19 protein-coding genes are annotated in these 24,208 nt (G+C 63.9%); 17 read left to right on the top strand and 2 right to left on the bottom strand.

Annotated features, from left to right (window positions below):
• Positions 1 to 5: 5 nt before the first annotated feature.
• The 6 genes from ACYCAX_RS19895 to ACYCAX_RS19870 all read left to right on the top strand — a co-directional run bounded on the left by ACYCAX_RS19895 (position 6) and on the right by ACYCAX_RS19870 (position 4,696).
• Positions 6 to 1,169, top strand: a complete 1,164-nt coding sequence (locus ACYCAX_RS19895) for a phosphoglycerate kinase (protein WP_460248677.1) — start codon at positions 6 to 8, stop codon at positions 1,167 to 1,169.
• Positions 1,170 to 1,330: 161 nt separating this feature from the next.
• On the top strand, positions 1,331 to 1,666 hold the full coding sequence (locus ACYCAX_RS19890) for an MliC family protein (protein ID WP_460248676.1): 336 nt from the start codon (positions 1,331 to 1,333) through the stop codon (positions 1,664 to 1,666).
• 104 nt (positions 1,667 to 1,770) lie between these two features.
• Positions 1,771 to 2,835, top strand: coding sequence for a class II fructose-bisphosphate aldolase (fba, locus tag ACYCAX_RS19885; protein WP_460248675.1), 1,065 nt, complete (start codon positions 1,771 to 1,773; stop codon positions 2,833 to 2,835).
• Positions 2,836 to 2,904: 69 nt separating this feature from the next.
• Entirely contained in the window at positions 2,905 to 3,342 is a 438-nt protein-coding gene (locus tag ACYCAX_RS19880) for a hypothetical protein (RefSeq protein WP_460248674.1), read from the top strand.
• Between the two features lie 37 nt (positions 3,343 to 3,379).
• Positions 3,380 to 4,150, top strand: a complete 771-nt coding sequence (locus ACYCAX_RS19875) for a class I SAM-dependent methyltransferase (protein ID WP_294972759.1) — start codon at positions 3,380 to 3,382, stop codon at positions 4,148 to 4,150.
• Between the two features lie 51 nt (positions 4,151 to 4,201).
• Positions 4,202 to 4,696, top strand: a complete 495-nt coding sequence (locus tag ACYCAX_RS19870; protein ID WP_015479246.1) for a YgjP-like metallopeptidase domain-containing protein — start codon at positions 4,202 to 4,204, stop codon at positions 4,694 to 4,696.
• On the opposite strand, the gene ACYCAX_RS19865 is transcribed toward ACYCAX_RS19870, so the two are convergent.
• Together ACYCAX_RS19865 and ACYCAX_RS19860 are read right to left on the bottom strand one after the other, a co-directional pair.
• Positions 4,690 to 5,157: a hypothetical protein gene (locus ACYCAX_RS19865; RefSeq protein ID WP_460248673.1), complete on the bottom strand. Its 468-nt coding sequence runs from the start codon at positions 5,155 to 5,157 to the stop codon at positions 4,690 to 4,692. The genes ACYCAX_RS19870 and ACYCAX_RS19865 overlap by 7 nt on opposite strands.
• 182 nt (positions 5,158 to 5,339) lie before the next feature.
• The gene (locus ACYCAX_RS19860) at positions 5,340 to 7,766 is read right to left on the bottom strand and encodes a penicillin-binding protein 1A (protein ID WP_015479244.1); all 2,427 of its coding nucleotides are present in this window, start codon (positions 7,764 to 7,766) and stop codon (positions 5,340 to 5,342) included.
• A 185-nt stretch (positions 7,767 to 7,951) separates the two neighbouring features.
• Between ACYCAX_RS19860 and ACYCAX_RS19855 the strand changes: the two genes are divergently transcribed.
• From ACYCAX_RS19855 to hemE, 11 genes are all read left to right on the top strand, one after another.
• Positions 7,952 to 9,016 carry a pilus assembly protein PilM gene (locus tag ACYCAX_RS19855; protein ID WP_015479243.1) on the top strand — a complete coding sequence of 355 codons (1,065 nt, stop codon included), beginning with the start codon at positions 7,952 to 7,954 and terminating at the stop codon, positions 9,014 to 9,016.
• On the top strand, positions 9,016 to 9,609 hold the full coding sequence (gene pilN, locus ACYCAX_RS19850) for a type 4a pilus biogenesis protein PilN (protein ID WP_015479242.1): 594 nt from the start codon (positions 9,016 to 9,018) through the stop codon (positions 9,607 to 9,609). The genes ACYCAX_RS19855 and pilN overlap by 1 nt, the downstream gene beginning before the upstream one ends.
• Complete coding sequence (gene pilO / locus ACYCAX_RS19845; protein WP_460248672.1) at positions 9,606 to 10,259, top strand: type 4a pilus biogenesis protein PilO; 654 nt, start codon at positions 9,606 to 9,608, stop codon at positions 10,257 to 10,259. The genes pilN and pilO overlap by 4 nt, the downstream gene beginning before the upstream one ends.
• A complete protein-coding gene (gene pilP, locus ACYCAX_RS19840) occupies positions 10,256 to 10,780 on the top strand; it encodes a type 4a pilus biogenesis lipoprotein PilP (RefSeq protein ID WP_015479240.1) in 525 nt (174 codons plus the stop codon). The genes pilO and pilP overlap by 4 nt, the downstream gene beginning before the upstream one ends.
• 53 nt (positions 10,781 to 10,833) lie before the next feature.
• On the top strand, positions 10,834 to 12,969 hold the full coding sequence (pilQ, locus tag ACYCAX_RS19835; RefSeq protein WP_460248671.1) for a type IV pilus secretin PilQ: 2,136 nt from the start codon (positions 10,834 to 10,836) through the stop codon (positions 12,967 to 12,969).
• An 8-nt stretch (positions 12,970 to 12,977) separates the two neighbouring features.
• Entirely contained in the window at positions 12,978 to 13,496 is a 519-nt protein-coding gene (aroK, locus tag ACYCAX_RS19830) for a shikimate kinase AroK (RefSeq protein WP_080636280.1), read from the top strand.
• Between the two features lie 50 nt (positions 13,497 to 13,546).
• The gene (aroB, locus tag ACYCAX_RS19825; protein ID WP_460248670.1) at positions 13,547 to 14,653 is read left to right on the top strand and encodes a 3-dehydroquinate synthase; all 1,107 of its coding nucleotides are present in this window, start codon (positions 13,547 to 13,549) and stop codon (positions 14,651 to 14,653) included.
• Positions 14,654 to 14,659: 6 nt separating this feature from the next.
• Positions 14,660 to 16,315 (top strand): AAA family ATPase, encoded by a 1,656-nt coding sequence (locus tag ACYCAX_RS19820; protein ID WP_015479236.1) that lies wholly within the window; start codon positions 14,660 to 14,662, stop codon positions 16,313 to 16,315.
• 449 nt (positions 16,316 to 16,764) lie between these two features.
• Positions 16,765 to 21,210, top strand: coding sequence for a glutamate synthase large subunit (gltB, locus tag ACYCAX_RS19815; RefSeq protein WP_460248669.1), 4,446 nt, complete (start codon positions 16,765 to 16,767; stop codon positions 21,208 to 21,210).
• Between the two features lie 27 nt (positions 21,211 to 21,237).
• Complete coding sequence (locus ACYCAX_RS19810) at positions 21,238 to 22,656, top strand: FAD-dependent oxidoreductase (protein ID WP_460248668.1); 1,419 nt, start codon at positions 21,238 to 21,240, stop codon at positions 22,654 to 22,656.
• Positions 22,657 to 22,849: 193 nt separating this feature from the next.
• Positions 22,850 to 23,914, top strand: coding sequence for a uroporphyrinogen decarboxylase (gene hemE / locus ACYCAX_RS19805; protein WP_460248667.1), 1,065 nt, complete (start codon positions 22,850 to 22,852; stop codon positions 23,912 to 23,914).
• Positions 23,915 to 24,208: the final 294 nt, after the last annotated feature.

Here is a 24,208-nt window from a genome sequence, read left to right as displayed (position 1 = left end):
CTGTCATGACCGTGTTGAAGATGACCGACCTCGACCTCCAAGGTAAGCGCGTGCTGATCCGCGAAGACCTCAACGTTCCGGTGAAGGACGGTGTGGTCAAGAGCGACGCGCGCATCCTGGCCTCGCTGCCGACCATCAAGCTGGCCCTGGAGAAGGGCGCGGCGGTGATGGTCTGCTCGCACCTGGGCCGCCCGACCGAGGGCGAGTTCTCCGCGGAGAACAGCCTGCAGCCGGTCGCCGACTACCTGTCCAAGGCCCTGGGCCGCGCCGTGCCGCTGGTCAAGGACTACCTGGGCGGCGTCGACGTGAAGCCGGGTGAAGTCGTGCTGTTCGAGAACGTGCGCTTCAACAAGGGCGAGAAGAAGAACGCCGACGAACTGGCCCAGCAATACGCCGCCTTGTGCGACGTGTTCGTCATGGACGCCTTCGGCACCGCCCACCGGGCCGAGGGTTCGACCCACGGCGTGGCCAGGTTCGCCAAGGTTGCCGCGGCCGGCCCGCTGCTGGCCGCCGAGCTGGAAGCCCTGGGCAAGGCCCTGGGCAACCCGGCGCGCCCGATGGCCGCCATCGTTGCCGGCTCCAAGGTCTCCACCAAGCTCGACGTGCTGAACAGCCTGGCGCTGATCTGCGACCAACTGATCGTCGGCGGCGGCATCGCCAACACCTTCCTCGCTGCGGCGGGCCACAAGGTCGGCAAGTCGCTGTACGAAGCCGACCTGGTCGATACCGCCAAGGCCATCGCCGCCAAGGTCAGCGTGCCGCTGCCGGTGGATGTCGTGGTTGCCAAGGAATTCGCCGAGACTGCCGTCGCCACCGTCAAGGACATCGCTGACGTGGCCGACGACGACATGATCCTGGACATCGGTCCGAAGACCGCCGCCCAGTTCGCCGAGCTGCTCAAGACCTCCAAGACCATCCTGTGGAACGGCCCGGTCGGCGTGTTCGAGTTCGACCAGTTCGGCGAAGGCACCAAAACCCTGGCCAAGGCCATCGCCGAAGGCTCCGCCTTCAGCATCGCCGGTGGTGGTGACACCCTGGCTGCCATCGACAAGTATGGCATCGGCGAGCAGATCTCCTACATTTCCACCGGTGGCGGCGCCTTCCTCGAGTTCGTCGAGGGCAAGGTCCTGCCGGCCGTCGAAGTGCTGGAGCAGCGCGCCAAGGCCTGAGGCATTCGCCGACGAGAGCGGCGACGCTTCGTCGGTGCGCTCCCATCCGTACAGCGCCGCCCTCGTCTGATCGTGGGCGGCGCTGGCGCTCCAGCACTGGGGCAGGCAAGCTGGCGTATTGGATACTCGGCGGGGATGCCGCCTCAAGGGGGAGTTGCCTGATGCTGCGTTATGTTGTCCCGCTCCTCGCGCTGTCACTGCTGGCGGGATGTTCGAGCCATTCGTCCGGTGGCGCCGGCGGCAAGGCGTCCGGCTGGAGTCGCTGGACCTGCGACAGCCAGGCTGAAGTCATCTGGCGTTACGTGGATGCCAGCAGGTCGGTGGTCGACCTTCGCCTGGGCGAGGATGACGTGGTTCATCACCTGGAGGAGGAACCCGGCGGATCCGGCGCTTTCTATAGTGACGGACTGGTCGGATTCAGCATTACCGGCGAGCAGGGATTGATCTACTGGGTCGAGAGCAACGATCTCATCGGCCGAGGTTGCAAGGCGCGCTGACGCGCCGACTGTCCGGCCACGGCCTGGGCACTTGAACACCGCCTGCCCCTGGGGCAGGCTTTTGAACAACTGAACGAGCCCGACTTCTGGGAGAAGCAAAAATCATGGCACTCATCAGCATGCGCCAAATGCTGGATCACGCCGCCGAGTTCGGCTATGGCGTTCCGGCCTTCAACGTCAACAACCTCGAGCAGATGCGCGCCATCATGGAAGCGGCCGACAAGACCGATTCTCCGGTGATCGTGCAGGCCTCCGCCGGTGCTCGCAAATACGCCGGTGCGCCCTTCCTGCGCCACCTGATCCTCGCGGCCATCGAAGAATTCCCGCACATCCCGGTGTGCATGCACCAGGACCACGGCACCAGCCCTGACGTCTGCCAGCGCTCCATCCAGCTGGGCTTCAGCTCGGTGATGATGGACGGCTCGCTGAAGGAAGACGGCAAGACCCCGGCCGACTACGAGTACAACGTCCGCGTTACTCAGCAGACCGTTGCCTTCGCCCACGCATGCGGTGTGTCCGTGGAAGGTGAACTGGGCTGCCTGGGCTCCCTGGAAACCGGCATGGCCGGCGAGGAAGACGGCGTTGGCGCGGAAGGCGTGCTGGACCACAGCCAGCTGCTGACCGACCCGGAAGAAGCCGCCGACTTCGTCAAGAAGACCCAGGTCGACGCCCTGGCCATCGCCATCGGCACCAGCCACGGCGCCTACAAGTTCACCAAGCCGCCGACCGGCGACATCCTCGCCATCGACCGCATCAAGGCGATCCATGCGCGTATCCCCGGCACCCACCTGGTGATGCACGGTTCGTCCTCCGTCCCGCAGGACTGGCTGGCGATCATCAACGAGTTCGGCGGTGAGATCCCGGAAACCTACGGCGTGCCGGTCGAGGAAATCGTCGAAGGCATCAAGTACGGCGTGCGCAAGGTCAACATCGACACCGACCTGCGCCTGGCCTCCACTGGCGCTATCCGTCGCTTCCTGGCGAAGAACCCCAGCGAGTTCGACCCGCGCAAATACTTCGCCAAGACCGTCGAAGCCATGCGCGATGTCTGCATCGCCCGCTACGAAGCCTTCGGCACCGCCGGCCACGCCTCCAAGATCAAGCCGATCTCCCTGGAAGGCATGTTCCAGCGTTACGCCAAGGGTGAGCTGGAAGCGAAGATCAACTGATTCCGGCCCGCTTCCGAAGAGCCCCGCCCCGCGGGGCTCTTTCGTATTTGCCAGAAGGAGATTGATGGCATGTCGATGCTGCGTGCCGGGCTTGCCGCTCTGTCGCTGGTGCTGCTGGCCGGTTGTTCGCTGCTTCCTCCCGGGGCCTCGGCGCCACCGCCGAAGCCGCCGGTAAACCTGCCGGTGGATGCGCAGAACTGCCTGACCCATGAAGAGTGCACGCTGAAGACCTCGCGTACCCTGCTGTTCGTCTTCGACTATGCCGAAGCGGGTGCCGCCCTGGTGGAGAACGAGAACCGCGTGCTCAGTACGCCGGACAAGGCGCCGAAGAAGGGCTGGCCGGCGATCCGTATCCAACTGGCCGCCCCGGATGGCGGCCGCTTCGAGTTCACCGGTGAATGCCGGCAGAAGCGCTGCCGTATCAAGGAATCGAGGCTGCTCAGCTGCTACCGTAGTTACCTGGATGGCAAGAGCAAACTCGACAGCAAGGCCTGCCGGTTCCTCTGAGCGCTGGTGCTCGGGTCGGACGGGCTCTGGAGGCACGATGACGGATGTACATGGCAGTGCGCGGGATGGCTATGCCCGTGAAGCGAAAGCCTATGCCCACGGGCGTCCGGACTATCCGGATGAGCTGTTGGGCTGGCTGGGCGAGGCCCTGGAGATCGCTCCCGGCAAGGCGGTGGCCGATCTCGGCGCGGGGACTGGGAAGTTCACCGCCTTGCTGCTGCGCACGGGGGCGCAGGTCACGGCGATCGAGCCGGTGGCGGCGATGCGTGAGCAATTGAGCGCGACCCTGCCGGCGGTGAAGGCGCTCAACGGTACCGCCCAGGCGATCCCCCTGGAGACGGGGAGCCTGGATGCGCTGACCTGCGCCCAGGCTTTCCACTGGTTCGCGGACGAGCGGTCGCTGGCCGAGATCCATCGGGTGCTGCGCCCGGGCGGTCATCTCGGTCTGGTCTGGAACGTCCGTGACGAGCGGGTCGACTGGGTAGCCGAGGTGGCCCGCATCGTCGAACGCTACGAGGGCAGTACGCCGCGCTTCCACACCGGCGAATGGCGACGCGCCTTTGCAGGCGCGCGATTCGCGCCGTTGCGCCTGCGCGAGTTCAACTACCAGCACATCGGCCCGCCGGAACAGGTGATCGTTTCGCGTGTCCTGTCGGTCAGCTTCATCGCCGCGTTGCCGGATGAGCAGAAACGACGGGTGGCCGAGCAACTGCGAGAGCTGATTGCCAGCCATCCGGCATTGAAAGATTGCGCGGAGGTCGCGTTCCCGTACCGCACCGAAGCCTATAGCACCTGCGCGCTGGATTGAGTGGTGAATGAGGTAGACTGGCGGTCGAACGTCCCGCCAGTCGCCTCGCCCATGCAGCCGCTCCGTTATCTCCAGGCCTACCCGCAGCAGCTTCAGGACCAAGTGCGCCAGCTCATCGAGCAGGACCGTCTCGCCCAGTACCTGGAGCGCCGCTATCCCGGTCGCCATGACGTGCAGAGTGACAAGGCGCTCTACAGCTATGCGATGGACCTCAAGCAGCAGTTCATGCGCACCGCGCCGGCGGTGGACAAGGTGCTCTACGACAACAAGCTGGACGTGGTACAGCGCGCCCTCGGCCTGAACACGGCGATCTCGCGGGTTCAGGGCGGCAAGCTCAAGGCGAAGAAGGAAATCCGTGTCGCCTCGCTGTTCAAGGATGCGGCTCCCGAGTTCCTGCAGATGATCGTGGTCCACGAACTCGCGCACCTGAAGGAGCGTGACCACGGCAAGGCCTTCTACCAGCTCTGCGAGCACATGCTGCCGGGCTACCATCAACTGGAATTCGACCTGCGCGTCTACCTGACCTGGCGCGATCTACCTCAGTAGTACAGTCGCATCAGGTAGAACAGGCCAAGGCCCCAGGGCAGCAGCAGTAGCAGGCCGAGGCAGCGCAAGGCTGTCCGTACTCCGCCTTCCCGCCTGGCGAGCCATTCGATGCCGGCCAGCAGAAGGGCATATCCCGTCAGTCCCGCCAGTACCAGCCGGAATTGCTCCGGTGTGGGGGAGCTGGGCTCGAGCGCGGGATGGGTGAGGCGCCAGATGCAGAGCGCCCCGGCGGGCAGCAGCAGAAGGATTGCGGTGAATGCGCGAGCGGGCAGGCGGAGCAGGCAGGCGATGAGTAGGCCGGAAAGTCCCGCGCAGGCGATCAACGTGGCGAGCAACTGGTCGAGGTAGACGAGGTCAGGCGCGGGGGCGAGGACGCGGGATGTGGCCAGCAGGCGCAGTAACGGCGCACCGAGCGACAGTGCGATCAGGCAGAACAGCCAGCCAGACAGTTTGCGTAGCATCCGGGCGTCCTGATGACGTTGCCGCGGGAAGCCCCTGACGCGCCGGATGGGGTCGGTCGTCCGGGGCTGTTCACCGCCGCAAACGGCAGATTAATCAATGATTTGGCGAAATGCCATGATTTATTCGGGAAACATTCCGTTCGATGCAAAAGCCCCTCTTGCGACGGGCCTGTGCCTGCCTGTCAGAACAGGTCGATCGGGGCTTCTTCTTCCGCCGGCATACCGCTTCCCGGCGCGCTTCCCGGTGCCAGTTCGCTCATCGAAGGCGGCGTATCCTCGTTCTTGAACAGTTCGAAATAGGCGCCCGGCGTGCCTGGCGCCGCTGCGCGGCCAGTCACCGGATCGATGCGCAGGCTGACCATGCCGGCGGGCTCGGGCAGCAGGTGCGAGGGCTTGTCCTTCAGGGCGGCGCCCATGTAGCGCATCCAGATCGGCAGGGCCACGTTACCGCCGTACTCGCTGCGGCCGAGGCTTTCCGGCTGGTCGAAACCGACCCAGACGGTGGTCATGTAGTCGGCGTTGTAGCCGGAGAACCAGGCGTCCTTGGACTCGTTGGTGGTACCGGTCTTGCCGGCCAGGTCGTCGCGCTTGAGCGCCAGGGCGCGACGGCCGGTGCCGCGCTTGATCACGTCCTGCAGCATGCTGGTCATGATGTAGGCGGTGCGCGAGTCGATGATGCGCTCGGCGGCGGCCGGCTCGATGGTGGTCTTGGCCAGGCTCGGGTCGTCGTTGCCCAGTTCGTTGGTGCCGGTGGGCTGTGCCTGTTCGACCTGCGCCTCGTCATTCGTCACGCGGGGCGGGTTGGCCTGGTAGATGATCTGGCCGTCGCGGCTTTCGATGCGCTCGATCACATAGGGCGAAATCTTGAAGCCACCGTTGGCGAAGGTGCTCCAGGCGGTGGCGATCTCCAGCGGCGTCAGGGTCGCGGTGCCGAGGGCCATCGACAGGTTCGGCGGCAGTTCGTCCTTGTTGAAGCCGAAGCGGCTGATGTAGTTGCGCGCGCGTTCGACGCCCAGCCCCTGGAGGATGCGGATCGACACCATGTTGCGCGACTTGTACAACGCCTCGCGCATCGGGATCGGGCCGAGGAAGGTGTTGGTGTCGTTCTTCGGTCGCCAGACCTTGTCCAGGTACTCATCGTAGAACACCACGGGGGCGTCGTTGATCAGCGAGGCGGCGGTGAAACCGTTGTCCAGCGCGGCGCTGTAGATGAACGGCTTGAAGCTGGAACCGGGCTGGCGCTTGGCCTGGGTCGCGCGGTTGTAGTTGCTCTGCTCGAAGGAGAAACCACCGACCAGTGCCATGATCGCGCCGTCCTGCGGGTTCAGGGAAACCAGCGCGCTCTGTGCGGCCGGCACTTGGCTCAGGCGCAGCGAGCCGTCGTCGCGGCGCTGCACGCGGATCACGTCGCCTGGTTGGACCACGTCGCTGGGCTGGCGAGGCATCGGGCCCATGCTGTTGTTGCTGAGGTAGGGGCGCGCCCATTTCATGCCGTCCCAGGCGAGTGCTTCTTCCTTGCCGTCGCGGGTCATCACCAGGGCGCCGCTCTTCTCCACCTGGATGACGATGGCCGGCTCCAGGCCGCCGAGCGGGCGTTGCTGGGCGATCGCCTGGCGCCAGGCATCGCGGGTCTTGCCGGGCAGGCGGGTCTCCGGGCCACGGTAGCCGTGACGCTGGTCGTAATCCTGCAGGCCGTCGCGCAGTGCGTTGTTGGCATCCTCCTGCAGATCGCTGCGCACGGTGGTATAGACGCGGTAGCCCTCGGTGTAGGCATCGCCGCCGAAGCGGCCGACCAGCTCGGCGCGCGCCATCTCGGCGATGTAAGGGGCGGTCAGCTCCGGGCTTTGTACGTGATAGGACGCCGCGATGGGTTCCTTGACCGCGGCTTCGTAGCGAGGCTGGTCGATGAAGCCCAGCTTGAGCATGCGCTCGAGGATCCAGTTGCGGCGTTCCAGGCTGCGGGCGGGGTTGGCCAGCGGGTTGTAGCGCGACGGCGCCTTGGGCAGACCGGCTATCATCGCCATCTGGGCCAGGCTCAAGTCTTTGATCGATTTGCCGTAATAGACCTGGGCGGCGGCTTCTACACCGTAAGCGCGGTTGCCCAGATAAATCTTGTTGACGTACAGCTCGAGGATCTCGTCCTTGGTCAGCGAGCGCTCGATCTGAAGTGCCAGCAAGATCTCGTTGATCTTCCGGGAGAAGCTGCGTTCGTTGGTGAGGAAGTAGTTCTTCGCCACCTGCATGGTGATGGTGCTGCCGCCCGTCTGGATATGTCCCGTCTTCAATAATTGCGCGGCAGCACGCATCAGGCTCTTGACGTCCACGCCATAATGATTGGCGAAGTTGTCATCCTCGGCCGATAACAGTGCGTGGGTGAAGTCTTGGGGGATTTCAGCAAAGCGAATCGGCGTACGGCGCATCTCGCCAAACTCTGCTATCAATCTGTTATCACTGCTGTACACGCGCAACGGCATCTGCAAACGCACGTTGCGCAAGGCCTCCACGGACGGGAGGTTTGGGCTGAGGTAGAGGTAGGCGCCGCTGAAACTGAGCAGCAATCCACAGATTATGGTGACGCAGGTCCACCACAGAAACTTCAGCAGGCGCATTGGAAGGTCTTGGATTTCCAGAGAAAAGAAAGAGTTAAGCGGATGGCGCGGTAAAAAGGGAAAAGCTGATCACATTATAAGCAGTTTTTTTCCCGGTGAGCCATTTGCGCGGGTGTCAAGTCTGGTATCTAATGTGAAAAAACATAAATCGTCCGTAAGTCTCGGATGCTGATAGGAAATCAGTCGTGCTAGGGCTCTTCAATAAGAAAGCGAACACGCTGCTGGGGATAGACATCAGTTCGACTTCGGTCAAACTCCTCGAATTGAGCCGCTCTGGAGGCCGCTACAAGGTAGAGGCCTATGCCGTCGAGCCGCTCCCGCCCAATGCAGTGGTAGAAAAGAACATCGCTGAGCTGGAGGGTGTCGGCCAGGCGTTGTCACGCGTGATCGCCAAGGCGCGAACCGGCGTGAAGACGGCTGCTGTCGCTGTTGCCGGCTCGGCGGTCATTACCAAGACCATCGAGATGGATGGCGGTCTCTCGGAAGACGAGCTGGAGAACCAGCTCAAGATCGAGGCCGACCAGTACATCCCCTATCCGCTCGAAGAAGTCGCGATCGACTTCGAAGTGCAGGGAGTTTCCGCACGAAACGCCGAGCGCGTCGACGTACTCCTTGCCGCCTGCCGAAAGGAAAACGTTGAAGTGCGCGAGGCGGCCCTGGCGCTGGCCGGCGTGACGGCCAAGGTTGTCGATGTCGAAGCCTACGCGCTGGAAAGAGCGTTCAGTCTGCTCGGAGATCAGTTGGGCGGCAATGCCGACGAGCTCACAGTTGCGGTCGTCGACATCGGCGCCACCATGACCACGCTGAGCGTGCTGCACCACGGACGCACTATCTATACCCGCGAGCAATTGTTCGGCGGACGCCAGCTCACCGAGGAGATTCAGCGCCGCTACGGTTTGTCCGTGGAGGAAGCTGGTCTTGCCAAGAAGCAGGGTGGTCTTCCGGATGACTACGACAGCGAAGTTTTGCAACCGTTCAAAGATGCCGTCGTTCAGCAGGTATCTCGTTCGCTGCAGTTCTTCTTCGCGGCCGGGCAGTTCAACGACGTGGATTACATCCTGCTGGCGGGCGGAACGGCTTCGATCCCGGACCTGGACCGGCTGATCCAGCAGAAGATCGGTACTCCGACACTCGTGGCCAACCCGTTCACCGACATGGTGCTGAGCGGAAAGGTCAATGCGGGGGCGCTGGCCAGTGACGCGCCGGCGCTGATGATTGCCTGCGGTCTGGCGATGAGGAGTTTCGACTGATGACTCGCATCAACCTACTGCCGTGGCGGGAGCAACTGCGCGAAGAGCGCAGGCAACGGTTCCTGGTGACCCTGGGCGGCGTGCTGTTGCTGTCTGCCGGCCTGGTGTTCCTGGGCGACCAGTACCTGAGTTCGACTATCGAGAACCAGAACGCCCGCAACGATTTCCTGCGCAAGGAAATCGCTGTGCTCGATGCGCGAATCAAGGAAATCAGCGAACTGAAGGCTCGCCGCCAGCAGTTGCTGGAGCGCATGAAGATCATTCAGGACCTTCAGGGCAACCGTCCGATCATTGGTCGTGTGTTCGACCAGTTGGTGCGCACGTTGCCCGATGGCGTCTTTTTCACCGACCTGAAGATGACCGGGAAGTCCATCTCCATCGCAGGGGCGGCCGAGTCGAATAACCGGGTCTCCAACCTGATGCGCAACCTGGATGCCTCCGAGTGGCTGATGGCGCCGAACCTGACGGAAGTGAAGGCGGTGACCCAGGGAGGGCTGGATCAGGCGAACCTCTTCCAGTTGACGGTTCAGCAGACTCAGCCCGGGGCGGATGAGGCGGAGCAGAAGAACGTTGCGCAAGGAGCCAAGAAATGAGTCTGGCCAGTTCCCTCGAGAGCTTGCGCAAGATCGACATCAACGATCTTGACCTGAACAACCTCGGCTCCTGGCCGGCGGCCGTCAAGGTCATCGCCTGCATCCTGCTGATGGCCGTGGTGCTCGCGCTTGGCTACAACTTCCATCTGAAGGACATGCAGGACCAGTTGGACCGGCAGCGCGCGGAGGAGGAAACGCTCAAGCAGCAGTTCTCTGCCAAGGCCTTCCAGGCGGCGAACCTGGATGCCTACAAGGTTCAGATGAAGGAAATGGAGGAGTCCTTCGGCGCCTTGCTGCGGCAACTGCCCAGCGATACCGAGGTGCCGGGGCTGCTCGAGGACATCACCCGCACCGGTCTGGGAAGCGGGCTCGAGTTCGAAGAGATCAAGCTGCTGCCGGAAGTGACCCAGCAGTTCTATATCGAGCTGCCTATCCAGATCAGCGTCGTCGGCGGCTATCACGACCTGGCGACCTTCGTCAGCGGCGTGTCCAGTCTTCCGCGGATCGTTACCTTGCACGATTTCGAGATCAAACCTGCCAGCGTCGACAGCACGTCCAGGCTGAGGATGAGCATCCTGGCCAAGACCTATCGTTACAACGACAAGGGCGTGAAGGTCGATGCCCCGAAAAAAACGGGAGCCAAGAAATGAGGGGGCGCCTGATCATTTGCGGTTTTCTGCTCCTGAGTCTGAACGGGTGCGGCGCGGGAGGCGATTTCAGCGATCTGCAAGCCTATATGGATGAGGTGCGTGCGCGTCCCAAGGGGGCTATCGAGCCGCTGCCCAAGTTCCAGCCGTATGAAGCGTTCACTTATAGCGCCTCGGCGCTGCGTAGCCCGTTCCAGCCACCGGTCAAGATCGATCTGGCGGTGAAACAGAAGGGCAACAAGGTGGTCAAGCCGGACGAAACCCGGGTCAAGCAGTTCCTCGAGGGCTTCAATATAGAAACCTTCGAAATGGTGGGGACCTTGTCCAGGGAGAGCCAGATGTTCGCGCTCGTGAAAGGTGCAGGAGGGGTGCACCGGGTACGAATCGGCGACTACCTGGGACGCAACGACGGCAAGATCGTTGCGATCAGCGAAGGCAAGATCGACGTGATTGAAATCGTTCCTGATGGTGAGGGCGGCTGGCTCGAACGTCCGCGCAGTCTGACTCTCAAGGAACGTTCATAAGGGCGGGGATGAACATGGATAACAAACAGCAGTCTGCACGACGGATTCAGACGATGAACAGAACACTTTCCCGCCTGAGCATCTCCTTGCTCGCGGCTGTCTTTGCGCCGGCTTTGCTGGCCGCCAACCTGCAGAGCGTCGATGTGGCGGCGCTGCCGGGTGATCGGGTCGAGCTGAAGCTGGGCTTTGACGGGCCGGTGGCCGCTCCGCGCGGCTACACCATCGAGCAGCCGGCGCGCATCGCGCTGGACCTGCCGGGCGTGCAGAACAAGCTGGGCAGCAAGAACCGGGAACTGGGTGTGGGCAATGCCCGCAGCCTGACGGTGGTCGAGGCCAAGGATCGCACCCGCCTGATCGTCAACCTGAGCACGCTGGTGCCTTACACCACCCGGTCGGATGGTTCGAACCTGTACGTCGTGGTGGGCGGAAGCGGTGCTTCCAGCACGGTCGCCTCGGCGGCGCCGGTATCTTCGGCGATCGCCAAGCCGGCCCAGCCCAAGCCGTACATTCCCGCAGGCAAGGCGATTCGCAATATCGACTTCCAGCGCGGCGAGCAGGGTGAAGGCAATGTCGTGATCGACCTGTCCGATCCGACGCTCAGCCCGGACATCCAGGAGCAGGGTGGCAAGATTCGCCTGGACTTCCCGCGCACCCAGTTGCCGGACAATCTGCGGGTGCGCCTGGATGTGAAGGACTTCGCCACGCCGGTGCAGTTCGTCAATGCTTCGACTTCGGGTGACAAGGCCAGTATTTCCATCGAACCGACCGGCCTGTACGACTACCTGGTCTATCAGACCGACAATCGGATGACCGTCAGCATCAAGCCGATGACGATGGACGATGCCGAGAAGCGCAAGAAGGATACCTTCGCTTATACCGGCGAGAAGCTGTCGCTGAACTTCCAGGACATCGACGTGCGCTCGGTGCTGCAACTGATCGCTGACTTCACCGACCTGAACCTGGTCGCTTCCGATACGGTTCAGGGCAACATCACCCTGCGCCTGCAGAACGTGCCCTGGGATCAGGCGCTGGACCTGGTGCTCAAGACCAAGGGCCTGGACAAGCGCAAGGTGGGCAACGTACTGCTGGTTGCCCCGGCGGAGGAGATCGCGGCGCGCGAGCGCCAGGAGCTCGAAGCCCAGAAGCAGATTTCCGAGCTGGCTCCCCTGCGGCGCGAGCTGATCCAGGTGAACTACGCCAAGGCGTCCGACATCGCCAAGCTGTTCCAGTCGGTAACGGGTGTGGGCGGCGCTCCGGGCGCTCCGGCGGCGGGTGCGGATACTCGTGGCTCGATCACCGTCGATGATCGGACCAACGCGATCATCGCCTACCAGACCCAGGATCGCCTGGATGAGCTGCGTCGTATCGTTGCCCAGCTGGATATTCCGGTGCGTCAGGTGATGATCGAGGCGCGTATCGTTGAAGCCGCCGTGGACTACAGCAAGGCCTTGGGCGTTCGCTGGGGTGGCGCGTTCAGAGGGGGGAACTGGGATTTCTACGGCAAGGACGGTGCGCGTACAGTTAGTGATGGACAGCTATTCCTGCCCGGCACCGACACGATCGGCAACTGGACAGCACAGGATGGTGTGGCACCGGTTCCCTTTGTGGATATGGGTGTGGCCGAGAGCACCTCGGGTATCGGTATCGGCTTCCTGAGCGATCACGCCATGCTTGACCTGCAGCTTTCCGCTATGGAGAAGAGCGGCAACGGTGAAGTGGTTTCCCAGCCGAAGGTCGTCACCTCCGACAAGGAAACCGCGAAGATCCTCAAGGGCTCGGAGATTCCCTACCAGGAAGCCAGTTCCAGCGGCGCGACCTCGGTGTCCTTCAAGGAAGCTGCACTGGCGCTGGAGGTGACGCCGCAGATCACTCCGGACAATCGCATCCTCATGGAAGTGAAGGTCAACAAGGACGAGCCGGACTACGCCAACCGGCTGAACGGTGTGCCGCCGATCAAGAAGAACGAAGTCAATGCCAAGGTGCTGGTCAACGATGGCGAAACCATCGTGATCGGTGGTGTGTTCTCCAACACCCAGACCAAGGCTGTGGACAAGGTTCCGTTCCTGGGCGACGTGCCCTTCATTGGCCGGCTGTTCCGTCGCGACTCGATAACCGACAGCAAGAACGAGCTCTTGGTTTTCATTACTCCGCGGATTATGAATAATCAGGCCTTTGCAGTCGGCCGTTGATCAATGTCGTGTCCAATTTGATTCTGGTAGGCCCGATGGGAGCTGGGAAAAGCACCATCGGGCGTCTTCTCGCCAAAGAGCTTCACCTCGTTTTCAAAGATTCGGATAAAGAGATCGAGCAGCGCTGCGGAGCCAACATCCCCTGGATATTCGATGTCGAGGGCGAGGCGGGTTTCCGTGAGCGTGAGCAGGCGATGCTCGCCGAGCTGTGCGACGAAGGCGGCATGGTCATCGCCACCGGCGGTGGCGCGGTCATGCGCGACGCCAATCGCCTGATCCTCAAGGCCGGCGGCAAGGTGATCTACCTGCATGCCTCGGTCGAGCAGCAGATTTCCCGCACGGCGCGCGACAAGAATCGCCCGCTGCTGCAGAAGCCCAATCCGGAGCAGATCCTCCGTGACCTCATGCAGATGCGCGATCCGCTGTACCGCGAAATCGCCGACGTGATCATCGAAACCGACGAGCGGCCACCGCGCCTCGTGGTTCTGGAGATTCTGGAGCGTTTGCGTGAGTTGGAGCGCCATTAACGGCGCTGCAATCTGCGGTATCCTAGTCCCCTTTCTTGCCTGGGGGTTTCATGCGCACACTCAACGTCGATCTGGCCGATCGCAGCTACCCGATCTACATCGGCGAGGGGCTGCTGGATGATCCGCGCTACTTCGAACCGCACATTCGCGGCCGTCAGGTAGCCATCGTCACCAATGAAACCATCGCGCCGCTGTACCTGGATCGACTGCAGAAGACCCTGGCCGGCTACCAGGTCACCACGGTCGTGCTCCCCGACGGCGAGGCCTACAAGCAGTGGGAAACCCTGCAACTGATCTTCGATGGCCTGCTGACCGCGCGCCATGACCGCAAGACCACCCTGATCGCCCTCGGCGGCGGCGTCATCGGCGACATGACCGGTTTCGCGGCGGCCTGCTACCAGCGTGGCGTCGACTTCATCCAGGTGCCGACCACGCTGCTGTCCCAGGTGGACTCGTCGGTCGGAGGCAAGACCGGCATCAACCACCCGCTGGGCAAGAACATGGTCGGGGCCTTCTATCAGCCCCGGGCGGTGGTCATCGATACCACCACCCTGCGCACCCTGCCGCCGCGCGAGCTGTCCGCCGGGCTGGCAGAAGTCATCAAGTACGGTTTCATCTGCGACGAGCCGTTCCTGACCTGGCTGGAAGCGCATGTGGATGACCTGCTGGCGCTGGAGCCCAGCGCGCTCACCGAGGCGATCGAGCGCTCCTGCGCCGCCAAGGCCCGCGTGGTCGGCGCCGACGAGAAGGAAACCGGTGTCCGCGCGACCCTCAATCTGGGCCACACCTTCGGTCATGCCATCGAGACCCACATGGGCTATGGCGTCTGGCTGCACGGCGAAGCCGTGGGGGCGGGAACCGTGATGGCACTGGAGATGTCGCATCGGCTGGGATGGCTGACAAATACCGAGCGCGATCGCGGCATTCGCCTGCTCGCCAAGGCGAAGCTGCCGGTCGTCCCGCCGCAGGAAATGAATGCCGAGCATTTTCTTGAGCACATGGCCGTCGACAAGAAAGTGCTCGATGGACGTTTGCGTCTGGTCTTGCTCCAAGGGCTGGGGGCTGCGGTCGTGACCGCCGAATTCCCCCGTGAGATTCTGGAAGAAACGCTGCGCACTGACTACCAGGCACTGGTCGGTCAGGCAGGAGAGCATTGAGGTCCCATGTCCAGTTTGCATGCCGATGAGGCCTTTCTGGCCCACTACCAGTTCAGTCATGACCCGTTCGCACCGCGGGTTCCCGGCTTCAAGTTCTTCCCTGCGCAGCGCAAGCCTGTGCTGGGGCAACTGCACCACCTGGCGCGCTACAGTCACCTGCTGCTGGCCGTAACCGGCCCGCTGGGCAGCGGCAAGACGCTGCTGCGCCAGGCATTGGTGGCCAGCACCAACAAGGATGCGGTGTCCAGCGTGGTGATCTCCGGTCGCACGGTGGCCGACGAGGCGACCCTGTTGCGCCAGTTGGCGCAGGGCCTGGGCATTACCCAGACCAGCCTCGAAGCCATCCTGGCCAAGGTTGCCCAACTGGCGATCACCGGGCAGGACGTCTATCTGCTGGTGGACGATGCCGAGCAACTGCGCGATGACGCCCTGGAAGTGCTGCTGCTCCTGGCTGCCGGCAACACCGAGGCGCGCCTGCATGTCTTCCTGTTCGGCGAGCCGGCGCTGCTGTCGCGCCTGGACGTGCTGTCCGAAGGCGAGGAGCGTTTCCACGCCATCGAGTTGCAGCCCTACAGCGAAGAAGAGACGCGCGAGTACCTGGCGCAGCGCCTGGAAGGCGCCGGGCAGGGCATCGAGCTGATCTCCGCCGACTTGCTGGCCGACATCCACGAACAGTCCGGCGGCTGGCCGGGAGCGATCAACCAGACGGCCCGCGACGCCATGATCGAGGCGATGCTGGCTGACCGTGGCGGCGCCCGCAAGGCCGCTGGCCCCGGCTTCAAGCTGCCGAAGAAGCACCTGGCGATCCTTGGCGTGGTCGCCATCGGCGTGATCGCCGCCTGGTTCATGCAGGGCAAGACCAGCAAGCCGGACGCTCCGAGCACCGCCGCGCAAACCTCCTCGCAATTGCCGCTCAACGGTGCCGCCCCGCAGCCAGACGCCCAGGGCGCCGGTCCCTCGGTCGAATTCGCCGGTTCCAACCAACCGTTGCCGCTGCCACTGGTGGGTGAAAGCCAGCCGGTGATTCGCGAGCCGTTGGCCCAGGCCGGCGGGCAGGAAGATGCCGACGAAGGCGGTCTGCCGTCCGCGGCAATTCCTCCGACCGTGACCAGCACCGCGCCGCCGGTGACGCCGCTGGCCAACAACGGCCCGACGCCACTGAATCCGGTGCCGCCGGCGTCGACCCAGCAGCAGGCCGCCGCGCCGCAACCGGCTCCGACGCCCGCGCCGCGTCCGGAACCGGTCAAGCCCACCGCCTCCGCCAAGCCCGTCCAGGCCGCAAAGCCGGCAGCCAGCAAGCCGGCAACCACCGTCGCCAGCGCCAAGCCGGCCACGGCAAGCAAGCCTGCCGCATCCCGCGGTAGCGCCGGTAGCAGCAGCTGGTACCAGTCCCAGGCCGGATCGCGCTACTCCGTGCAGGTGCTGGGCACCGGCTCGGAAGCCAGCGCCAAGGCCTTCATCAGCCAGCAGGGCGGCGGCGAGTACCGCTACTTCCGCAAGAACCTGCAGGGCAAGCCGTTCTACGTCGTGACCTACGGCAGCTTTGCCGATCGGGCTTCGGCGCAGGCCGCGATCAAGAAGTTGCCGGCGAAGATCCAGGCCTCCAAGCCCTGGTCGCGCACCTTCTCCAGCATCCAGCAGGAGATCGCTGGCGCACGCTGAAAACCCGCGACGTCGCAAAAATGAAAATGCCGAAACCCGCTTCTGCGGGTTTTGGCATTTTTCTTTCAGAAATGCGACATCGGATTTCGATGGTGCGTCACAAAAATTAGTGACGTCGCTTTCGCCATGTGTACAATGACCTCCCTTTGCCTATCGGAAACTTGCCGCTTGAGCGAGTAGACAGGCGAAGTGCTTGAAGATGGGTCTGCTGACGTTGAGTCATGGCCAGGGCGGAACCGCCGCCGCGTAGGGTAAGACGCGGCAAACAACGCGGTTTGCGTCATTCCAGGTGAACCAGGGGCTGAGCGGCACTGCACGAAGAGGCAGCCCGCGCCTTTGGAGTGCGCGGGAAACGGCCAGCCTGAGCGAACAGGGCGCGGCAATGCGGCGCATGGCGAAACATCAACAGCCCCTGGAAATTTAAAAAGTTTTGCCGGTGAGAGTTCCCTATGAAAGCAGGTCTGTACCATCCTGAGACGTTCAAGGATAACTGCGGATTCGGTCTGATCGCCCATATGACGGGCGAGGCAAGCCACGAACTTCTGCAAACCGCCATCGAAGCACTGACCTGCATGACCCACCGAGGTGGGATCAACGCGGACGGAAAAACCGGGGACGGCTGTGGGCTGCTGATCCAGAAGCCCGACCAGTTCCTGCGCGCCGTGGCCAAGGAGTCCTTTGGCGTCGAGCTGCCCGGCCAATATGCCGTGGGCATGGTGTTCTTCAACCAGGACCCGGTGAAAGCCGAAGCCGCCCGCGCGAACATGAATCGCGAGATCGAGCGCGCCGGCCTGAAGCTGGTCGGTTGGCGCAAGGTGCCGATCGACACCAGCGTCCTGGGTCGCCTGGCGCTGGAGCGCCTGCCGCAGATCGAGCAGGTGTTCATCGGCGGTGAAGGCCTGTCCGACCAGGAATTCGCGGTCAAGCTGTTCAGCTCCCGTCGCCGCTCCTCCGTGGCCAACGCCGAGGACGCCGACCACTACATCTGCAGCTTCTCGCACAAGACCATCATCTATAAGGGCCTGATGATGCCGGCGGACCTCGCCGCCTTCTATCCGGACCTCTCCGACGAGCGCCTGAAGACCGCCATCTGCGTCTTCCACCAGCGCTTCTCGACCAACACCCTGCCGAAGTGGCCGCTGGCCCAGCCGTTCCGCCTGCTGGCGCACAACGGCGAGATCAACACCATCACCGGCAACCGCAACTGGGCCCAGGCCCGTCGCGGCAAGTTCGCCAACGAGTGGATGCCCGATCTCGACGAGCTCGGCCCGCTGGTCAACCGCGTGGGTTCGGACTCCTCCAGCATGGACAACATGCTCGAGCTGATGGTCACTGGCGGCATGGACATGTTCCGTGGCCTGCGCATGATCATTCCGCCGGCCTGGCAGAACGTCGAGACCATGGACGCCGACCTGCGCGCGTTCTACGAATTCAACTCGCTGCACATGGAGCCGTGGGACGGCCCCGCCGGCGTCGTGCTGACCGACGGCCGCTACGCCGTCTGCCTGCTCGACCGCAACGGCCTGCGTCCGTCGCGCTGGGTCACCACCAAGAACGGCTACATCACCCTCGCCTCGGAAATCGGCGTGTGGGACTACAAGCCAGAGGACGTCATCGCCAAGGGCCGCGTCGGTCCGGGCCAGATCCTCGCGGTGGACACCGAGACCGGCCAGCTGCTGCAGACCGAGGATATCGACAACCGTCTGAAGTCGCGCCACCCGTACAAGCAGTGGCTGCGCCAGAGCGCGCTGCGCATCCAGGCCACCCTGGACGACGACCAGGGCGTGGCCAGCTACGACGGCGACCAGCTCAAGCAATACATGAAGATGTTCCAGGTCACCTTCGAGGAGCGTGACCAGGTGCTGCGCCCGCTCGCCGAGCAGGGCCAGGAAGCGGTCGGCTCGATGGGCGACGACACCCCGATGGCGGTGCTGTCCAAGCGCATCCGCTCGCCCTACGACTACTTCCGCCAGGTCTTCGCGCAGGTCACCAACCCGCCGATCGACCCGCTGCGCGAAGCGATCGTGATGTCCCTGGAAACTTGCCTGGGCATCGAGCAGAACATCTTCGAAGAGTCCCCGCACCACGCCAACCAGGCGATCCTGACCAGCCCGGTGATCTCCCCGGCGAAGTGGCGGACCCTGATGAACCTGGAGCGTCCGGGCTTCGACCGTCACCACATCGACCTGAACTACGACGAGTCCGTCGGCCTCGAAGCGGCCGTGCGCAACATCGCCGACCAGGCCGAGGAAGCCGTGCGCGCCGGCAAGGTGCTGCTGGTGCTCTCCGACCGTCACATCGCCCCCGGCAAGCTGCCGGTGCATGCGGCCCTGGCCGTCGGCGCCGTGCACCATCGCCTGGTGCAGACCGGTCTGCGCTGCGATTCCAACATCCTGGTGGAAACCGCCACCGCCCGTGATCCGCACCATTTCGCCGTGCTGGTGGGCTTCGGTGCGTCCGCGGTCTACCCGTTCCTCGCCTACGAAGTGCTGGCCGACCTGATCCGCACCGGCGAAGTGCTGGGCGACCTCTACGAGGTCTTCAAGTACTACCGCAAGGGCATTTCCAAGGGGATGCTGAAGATCCTCTCGAAGATGGGCATCTCCACCATCGCCTCCTACCGTGGCGCCCAGCTGTTCGAAGCCATCGGCCTGTCCGACGAAGTCACCGGCCTGTGCTTCCCGGGTACCCCGAGCCGCATCCAGGGCGCGCGCTTCCTCGACATCGAGAACGAGCAGAAACTGCTGGCCTTCGAGGCCTGGAACAACCGCAAGCCGATCCAGCAGGGTGGCCTGCTGAAGTTCGTCTACGGCGGCGAGTACCACGCCTACAACCCGGACGTGGTCAACACCCTGCAGGCCGCCGTGCAGCAGGGCGACTACGCCAAGTTCAAGGAATACACCGCGCTGGTCGACCAGCGTCCGGTGTCCATGCTGCGCGACCTGCTCAAGGTGAAGACCTCCGAGCAGCCGCTGAGCCTGGACGAGATCGAGCCGCTGGAATCCATCTTCAAACGCTTCGACGCCGCCGGCATCTCCCTCGGCGCGCTGTCGCCGGAAGCCCACGAGGCCCTGGCCGAAGCCATGAACCGTCTGGGCGGCCGCTCCAACTCCGGTGAGGGTGGCGAAGACCCGGCGCGCTACGGCACGCTGAAGAGCTCGAAGATCAAACAGGTGGCCACCGGCCGCTTCGGTGTAACCCCGGAATACCTGGTCAACGCTGAAGTCCTGCAGATCAAGGTGGCCCAGGGCGCCAAGCCTGGCGAGGGCGGCCAGCTGCCCGGCGGCAAGGTCAACGGCCTGATCGCCCGCCTGCGCTACGCGGTTCCCGGCGTGACCCTGATCTCGCCGCCGCCGCACCACGACATCTACTCCATCGAAGACCTCGCCCAGCTGATCTTCGACCTCAAGCAGGTCAACCCGCAGGCGCTGGTGTCGGTGAAGCTGGTTTCCGAGCCGGGCGTCGGCACCATCGCCGCCGGCGTGGCCAAGGCCTATGCCGACCTGATCACCATCTCCGGCTACGACGGCGGTACCGGCGCTTCGCCGATCACCTCCATCAAGTACGCCGGTTCGCCGTGGGAACTGGGTCTCGCCGAGGCACACCAGACCCTGCGCGGCAACGACCTGCGCGGCAAGGTGCGGGTACAAACCGACGGCGGCCTGAAGACCGGCCTGGACGTCATCAAGGCGGCCATCCTCGGCGCCGAGAGCTTCGGCTTCGGCACCGCGCCGATGATCGCCCTGGGCTGCAAGTACCTGCGCATCTGCCACCTGAACAACTGCGCCACCGGCGTCGCCACCCAGAACGACAAGCTGCGCAAGGACCACTTCATCGGCACCGTGGACATGGTGGTGAACTTCTTCACCTTCATTGCCAGCGAAACCCGTGAGTGGCTGGCCAAGCTCGGCGTGCGCAGCCTGGAAGAACTGATCGGCCGCACCGACCTGCTGGAAATCCTCCCGGGCGAGACGCCCAAGCAGGGCAACCTCGACCTCACGCCGCTGCTGGGCAGCGACCTGATCCCGGCCGAGAAGCCGCAGTTCTGCGAAGTCGAGAAGAACCCGCCGTTCGACCAGGGCCTGCTGGCCGAGAAGATGGTCGAGCTGTCGCGTGCCGCCATCGAGGGCGCCAAGGGCGGCGAATACGAACTGGATATCTGCAACTGCGACCGTTCCATCGGCGCGCGGATTTCCGGTGAGATCGCCAAGGTCCACGGCAACCAGGGCATGGCCAAGTCGCCAATCACCTTCCGCTTCAAGGGCACCGCGGGGCAGAGCTTCGGCGTGTGGAACGCCGGCGGCCTGCACCTGTACCTGGAAGGCGACGCCAACGACTACGTGGGCAAGGGCATGACCGGCGGCAAGCTGGTCGTCACTCCGCCCAAGGGCAGCCCGTTCAAGTCGCAGGAATCGGCCATCGTCGGCAACACCTGCCTTTACGGCGCCACCGGCGGCAAGCTGTTCGCCGCCGGCACCGCGGGCGAGCGTTTCGGCGTGCGCAACTCAGGCGCCCATGCCGTGGTTGAAGGCACCGGTGACCACTGCTGCGAATACATGACCGGCGGCTTCATCTGCGTACTGGGCAAGACCGGCTACAACTTCGGCTCCGGCATGACCGGCGGCTTCGCCTATGTCCTCGACCAGGACAACACCTTCGTCGACCGCGTGAACCATGAGCTGGTGGAAATCCAGCGCATCAGCGGCGAGGCGATGGAGGCCCAGCGCAACCATCTGCGCAAGGTGCTGGTCGAGTACGTGGCGGAAACGGCGAGCGAGTGGGGTGCACATCTGCTGGAGAACCTCGACGACTACTTGCGTCGGTTCTGGCTGGTGAAACCGAAGGCCGCAAGCCTGGGTTCCCTGCTGACCAGCACTCGTGCCAACCCGCAATAAGCGCCTGAAGTTTGATGAGGTCTGAAAATGTCTGAACGTCTTAACAATGACTTCCAGTTCATCGAAGTCGGGCGCAAGGATCCGAAGAAGAAGCTTCTTCGCCAGCGCAAGCGCGAGTTCGTGGAAATCTACGACCTGTTCAAGCCGCAGCAGGCGGCTGACCAGGCCCACCGTTGCCTGGGCTGCGGTAACCCTTACTGCGAGTGGAAGTGCCCGGTACACAACTTCATCCCCAACTGGTTGAAGCTGGTTTCCGAGGGCAACATCCTTGCCGCCGCCGAGCTGTCCCACCAGACCAACACCCTGCCGGAAGTCTGCGGCCGGGTGTGCCCGCAGGACCGCCTGTGCGAGGGTGCCTGCACCCTGAACGACGGCTTCGGCGCGGTCACCATCGGCTCGGTGGAGAAGTACATCACCGACACCGCCTTCGCCATGGGCTGGCGCCCGGACATGTCCAAGGTCAAGCCCACCGGCAAGCGCGTCGCCGTGATCGGCGCGGGCCCGGCGGGCCTGGGCTGCGCCGACGTGCTGGTGCGCAACGGCGTGACCCCGGTGGTGTTCGACAGGAACCCGGAAATCGGCGGCCTGCTGACCTTCGGCATCCCCGAGTTCAAGCTGGAGAAGCAGGTGCTGTCGCGCCGTCGCGAAGTCTTCACCGGCATGGGCATCGAGTTCCGCCTGAACACCGAGATCGGCAAGGATGTCACCCTGCAGCAACTGCTCGACGAGTACGATGCCGTGTTCATGGGCATGGGCACCTACACCTACATGAAAGGCGGCTTCCCCGGCGAGGACCTGCCCGGCGTGCACGATGCGCTGGACTTCCTGATCGCCAACGTGAACCGCAACCTGGGCTTCGAGAAGTCGCCGGAAGACTTCGTCGACATGAAGGGCAAGCGCGTCGTGGTACTGGGCGGTGGCGACACCGCGATGGACTGCAACCGCACCTCCATTCGCCAGGGCGCCAAGAGCGTGACCTGTGCCTACCGCCGTGACGAAGAGAACATGCCCGGCTCGCGCAAAGAGGTGAAGAACGCCAAGGAAGAAGGCGTGAAATTCCTCTTCAACCGCCAGCCCATCGCCATCGTCGGCGAGGACAAGGTGGAAGGCGTGAAGGTGGTCGAGACCCGTCTCGGTGAGCCGGACGCCCGTGGCCGTCGCAGCCCCGAGCCGATCCCGGGTTCCGAGGAGATCATCCCGGCCGAAGCCGTGCTGATCGCCTTCGGTTTCCGCCCGAGCCCGGCGCCGTGGTTCGACCAGCACCAGGTGGAAATCGACAGCCAGGGCCGCGTCATCGCCCCGGCGGCCTCGCAGTTCAAGCACCAGACCAGCAACCCGAAGATCTTCGCCGGTGGCGACATGGTCCGCGGTTCCGATCTGGTGGTGACCGCGATCTTCGAGGGCCGTACCGCCGCCGAAGGTATCCTCGACTACCTCGGCGTCTAAGCCGGACCTGTAGGAGCGAGCTTGCTCGCGAACCCTGAGCCCACAGCGGGGCCTTGTTCGCGAGCAAGCTCGCTCCTACAAAGAACTAAAACCACTGCGGCAGAATGCCGCGATGGACAAAAGGCACGGCACCCGCCGTGCCTTTTCTTTTGGGCTTTGCGAAAATACCCGCACTTTTTTGCCGGATGCCGTTATGACTGCCTTGAAGAACGATCGCTTCCTCCGCGCCCTGCTCAAGCAGCCCGTCGATGTCACCCCCGTCTGGATGATGCGCCAGGCCGGCCGCTACCTGCCGGAATACCGCGCCACCCGCGCCAAGGCCGGTGACTTCATGAGCCTGTGCATGAACCCGCAGCAGGCCTGCGAGGTGACCCTGCAGCCGCTGGACCGTTACCCGCAGCTGGACGCGGCGATCCTCTTCTCCGACATCCTCACCATCCCCGACGCGATGGGCCAGGGCCTGTTCTTCGAGACCGGCGAAGGCCCGCGCTTCAAGAAGGTCGTGACCACCCAGGCCGACATCGATGCCCTGCCGATCCCCGATCCGGAGAAGGACCTGGGCTACGTGATGGACGCCGTGCGCACCATCCGCCGCGAACTGAACGGTCGCGTGCCGCTGATCGGTTTCTCCGGCAGCCCCTGGACCCTGGCCACCTACATGGTCGAAGGCGGCTCCAGCCGCGACTTCCGCAAGACCAAGGCGATGCTCTACGACAACCCGCAGGCCCTGCATGCTCTGCTGGACAAGCTGGCGCAGTCGGTCACCAGCTACCTGAACGGCCAGATCCTCGCTGGCGCGCAGGCGGTGCAGATCTTCGATTCCTGGGGTGGCGCACTGTCGGCGGCGGCGTACCAGGAGTTCTCCCTGGCCTACATGCAGAAGATCGTCGACGGCCTGATCCGCGAACACGAAGGGCGCCGTGTGCCGGTGATCCTCTTCACCAAGGGCGGCGGGCTGTGGCTGGAATCGATGGCCGACACTGGCGCCGAGGCCCTCGGCCTGGACTGGACCTGCGATATCGGCAGCGCCCGTGCCCGCGTCGGCGACAAGGTCGCCCTGCAAGGCAACATGGACCCGTCGGTGCTCTACGCCAAGCCGGAAGCCATCCGTGCCGAGGTGGCACGCATCCTCGGCGCCTTCGGTAATGGCGATGGCCACGTGTTCAACCTCGGTCATGGCATTACCCCTGAAGTCGACCCGGCCCATGCCGGCGCCTTCTTCGAGGCGGTGCACGAACTGTCGGCACGGTATCACTGAGCCTGACGTTTCACTGAAAAGCCCCGCATCCGCGGGGCTTTTTTGTATCCGCCAGCGAGCTCCCTGTAGGAGCGGGCCATGCCCGCGACCGGCCAGCAGGGCCGGTGCTTTCTGTTGCTCTGGTGTTGCAGGTTTGCTGCGTTGGCTTGGGAGTTTCTGCGCCGCTTCGGCGTGCGCGTGGACTCTGAGTTTCGCCCCCTCGGGCGAGTTACTTTGGCAAACGCCCCAAAGTAACCAAAGGTCTTGCCCCGGACATCCGGTTTTTCGCTTGGGGCGAAAAATACCCTCGTTGAA

This window comes from Pseudomonas sp. MT3, from assembly GCF_054720805.1.
This window is presented reverse-complemented; position numbering and strand designations above follow the sequence as displayed.

Excerpts from the sequence above, each read along its gene's own strand:
- ACYCAX_RS19895 (WP_460248677.1), top strand. The coding sequence starts at position 6 with ATGACCGTGTTGAAGATGACCGACCTCGACCTCCAAGGTAAGCGCGTG.
- ACYCAX_RS19890 (WP_460248676.1), top strand. The coding sequence starts at position 1,331 with ATGCTGCGTTATGTTGTCCCGCTCCTCGCGCTGTCACTGCTGGCGGGA.
- fba (WP_460248675.1), top strand. The coding sequence starts at position 1,771 with ATGGCACTCATCAGCATGCGCCAAATGCTGGATCACGCCGCCGAGTTC.
- ACYCAX_RS19880 (WP_460248674.1), top strand. The coding sequence starts at position 2,905 with ATGTCGATGCTGCGTGCCGGGCTTGCCGCTCTGTCGCTGGTGCTGCTG.
- ACYCAX_RS19875 (WP_294972759.1), top strand. The coding sequence starts at position 3,380 with ATGACGGATGTACATGGCAGTGCGCGGGATGGCTATGCCCGTGAAGCG.
- ACYCAX_RS19870 (WP_015479246.1), top strand. The coding sequence starts at position 4,202 with ATGCAGCCGCTCCGTTATCTCCAGGCCTACCCGCAGCAGCTTCAGGAC.
- ACYCAX_RS19865 (WP_460248673.1), bottom strand. The coding sequence starts at position 5,157 with ATGCTACGCAAACTGTCTGGCTGGCTGTTCTGCCTGATCGCACTGTCG.
- ACYCAX_RS19860 (WP_015479244.1), bottom strand. The coding sequence starts at position 7,766 with ATGCGCCTGCTGAAGTTTCTGTGGTGGACCTGCGTCACCATAATCTGT.
- pilN (WP_015479242.1), top strand. The coding sequence starts at position 9,016 with ATGACTCGCATCAACCTACTGCCGTGGCGGGAGCAACTGCGCGAAGAG.
- pilO (WP_460248672.1), top strand. The coding sequence starts at position 9,606 with ATGAGTCTGGCCAGTTCCCTCGAGAGCTTGCGCAAGATCGACATCAAC.
- pilP (WP_015479240.1), top strand. The coding sequence starts at position 10,256 with ATGAGGGGGCGCCTGATCATTTGCGGTTTTCTGCTCCTGAGTCTGAAC.
- pilQ (WP_460248671.1), top strand. The coding sequence starts at position 10,834 with ATGAACAGAACACTTTCCCGCCTGAGCATCTCCTTGCTCGCGGCTGTC.
- aroB (WP_460248670.1), top strand. The coding sequence starts at position 13,547 with ATGCGCACACTCAACGTCGATCTGGCCGATCGCAGCTACCCGATCTAC.
- ACYCAX_RS19820 (WP_015479236.1), top strand. The coding sequence starts at position 14,660 with ATGTCCAGTTTGCATGCCGATGAGGCCTTTCTGGCCCACTACCAGTTC.
- gltB (WP_460248669.1), top strand. The coding sequence starts at position 16,765 with ATGAAAGCAGGTCTGTACCATCCTGAGACGTTCAAGGATAACTGCGGA.
- ACYCAX_RS19810 (WP_460248668.1), top strand. The coding sequence starts at position 21,238 with ATGTCTGAACGTCTTAACAATGACTTCCAGTTCATCGAAGTCGGGCGC.
- hemE (WP_460248667.1), top strand. The coding sequence starts at position 22,850 with ATGACTGCCTTGAAGAACGATCGCTTCCTCCGCGCCCTGCTCAAGCAG.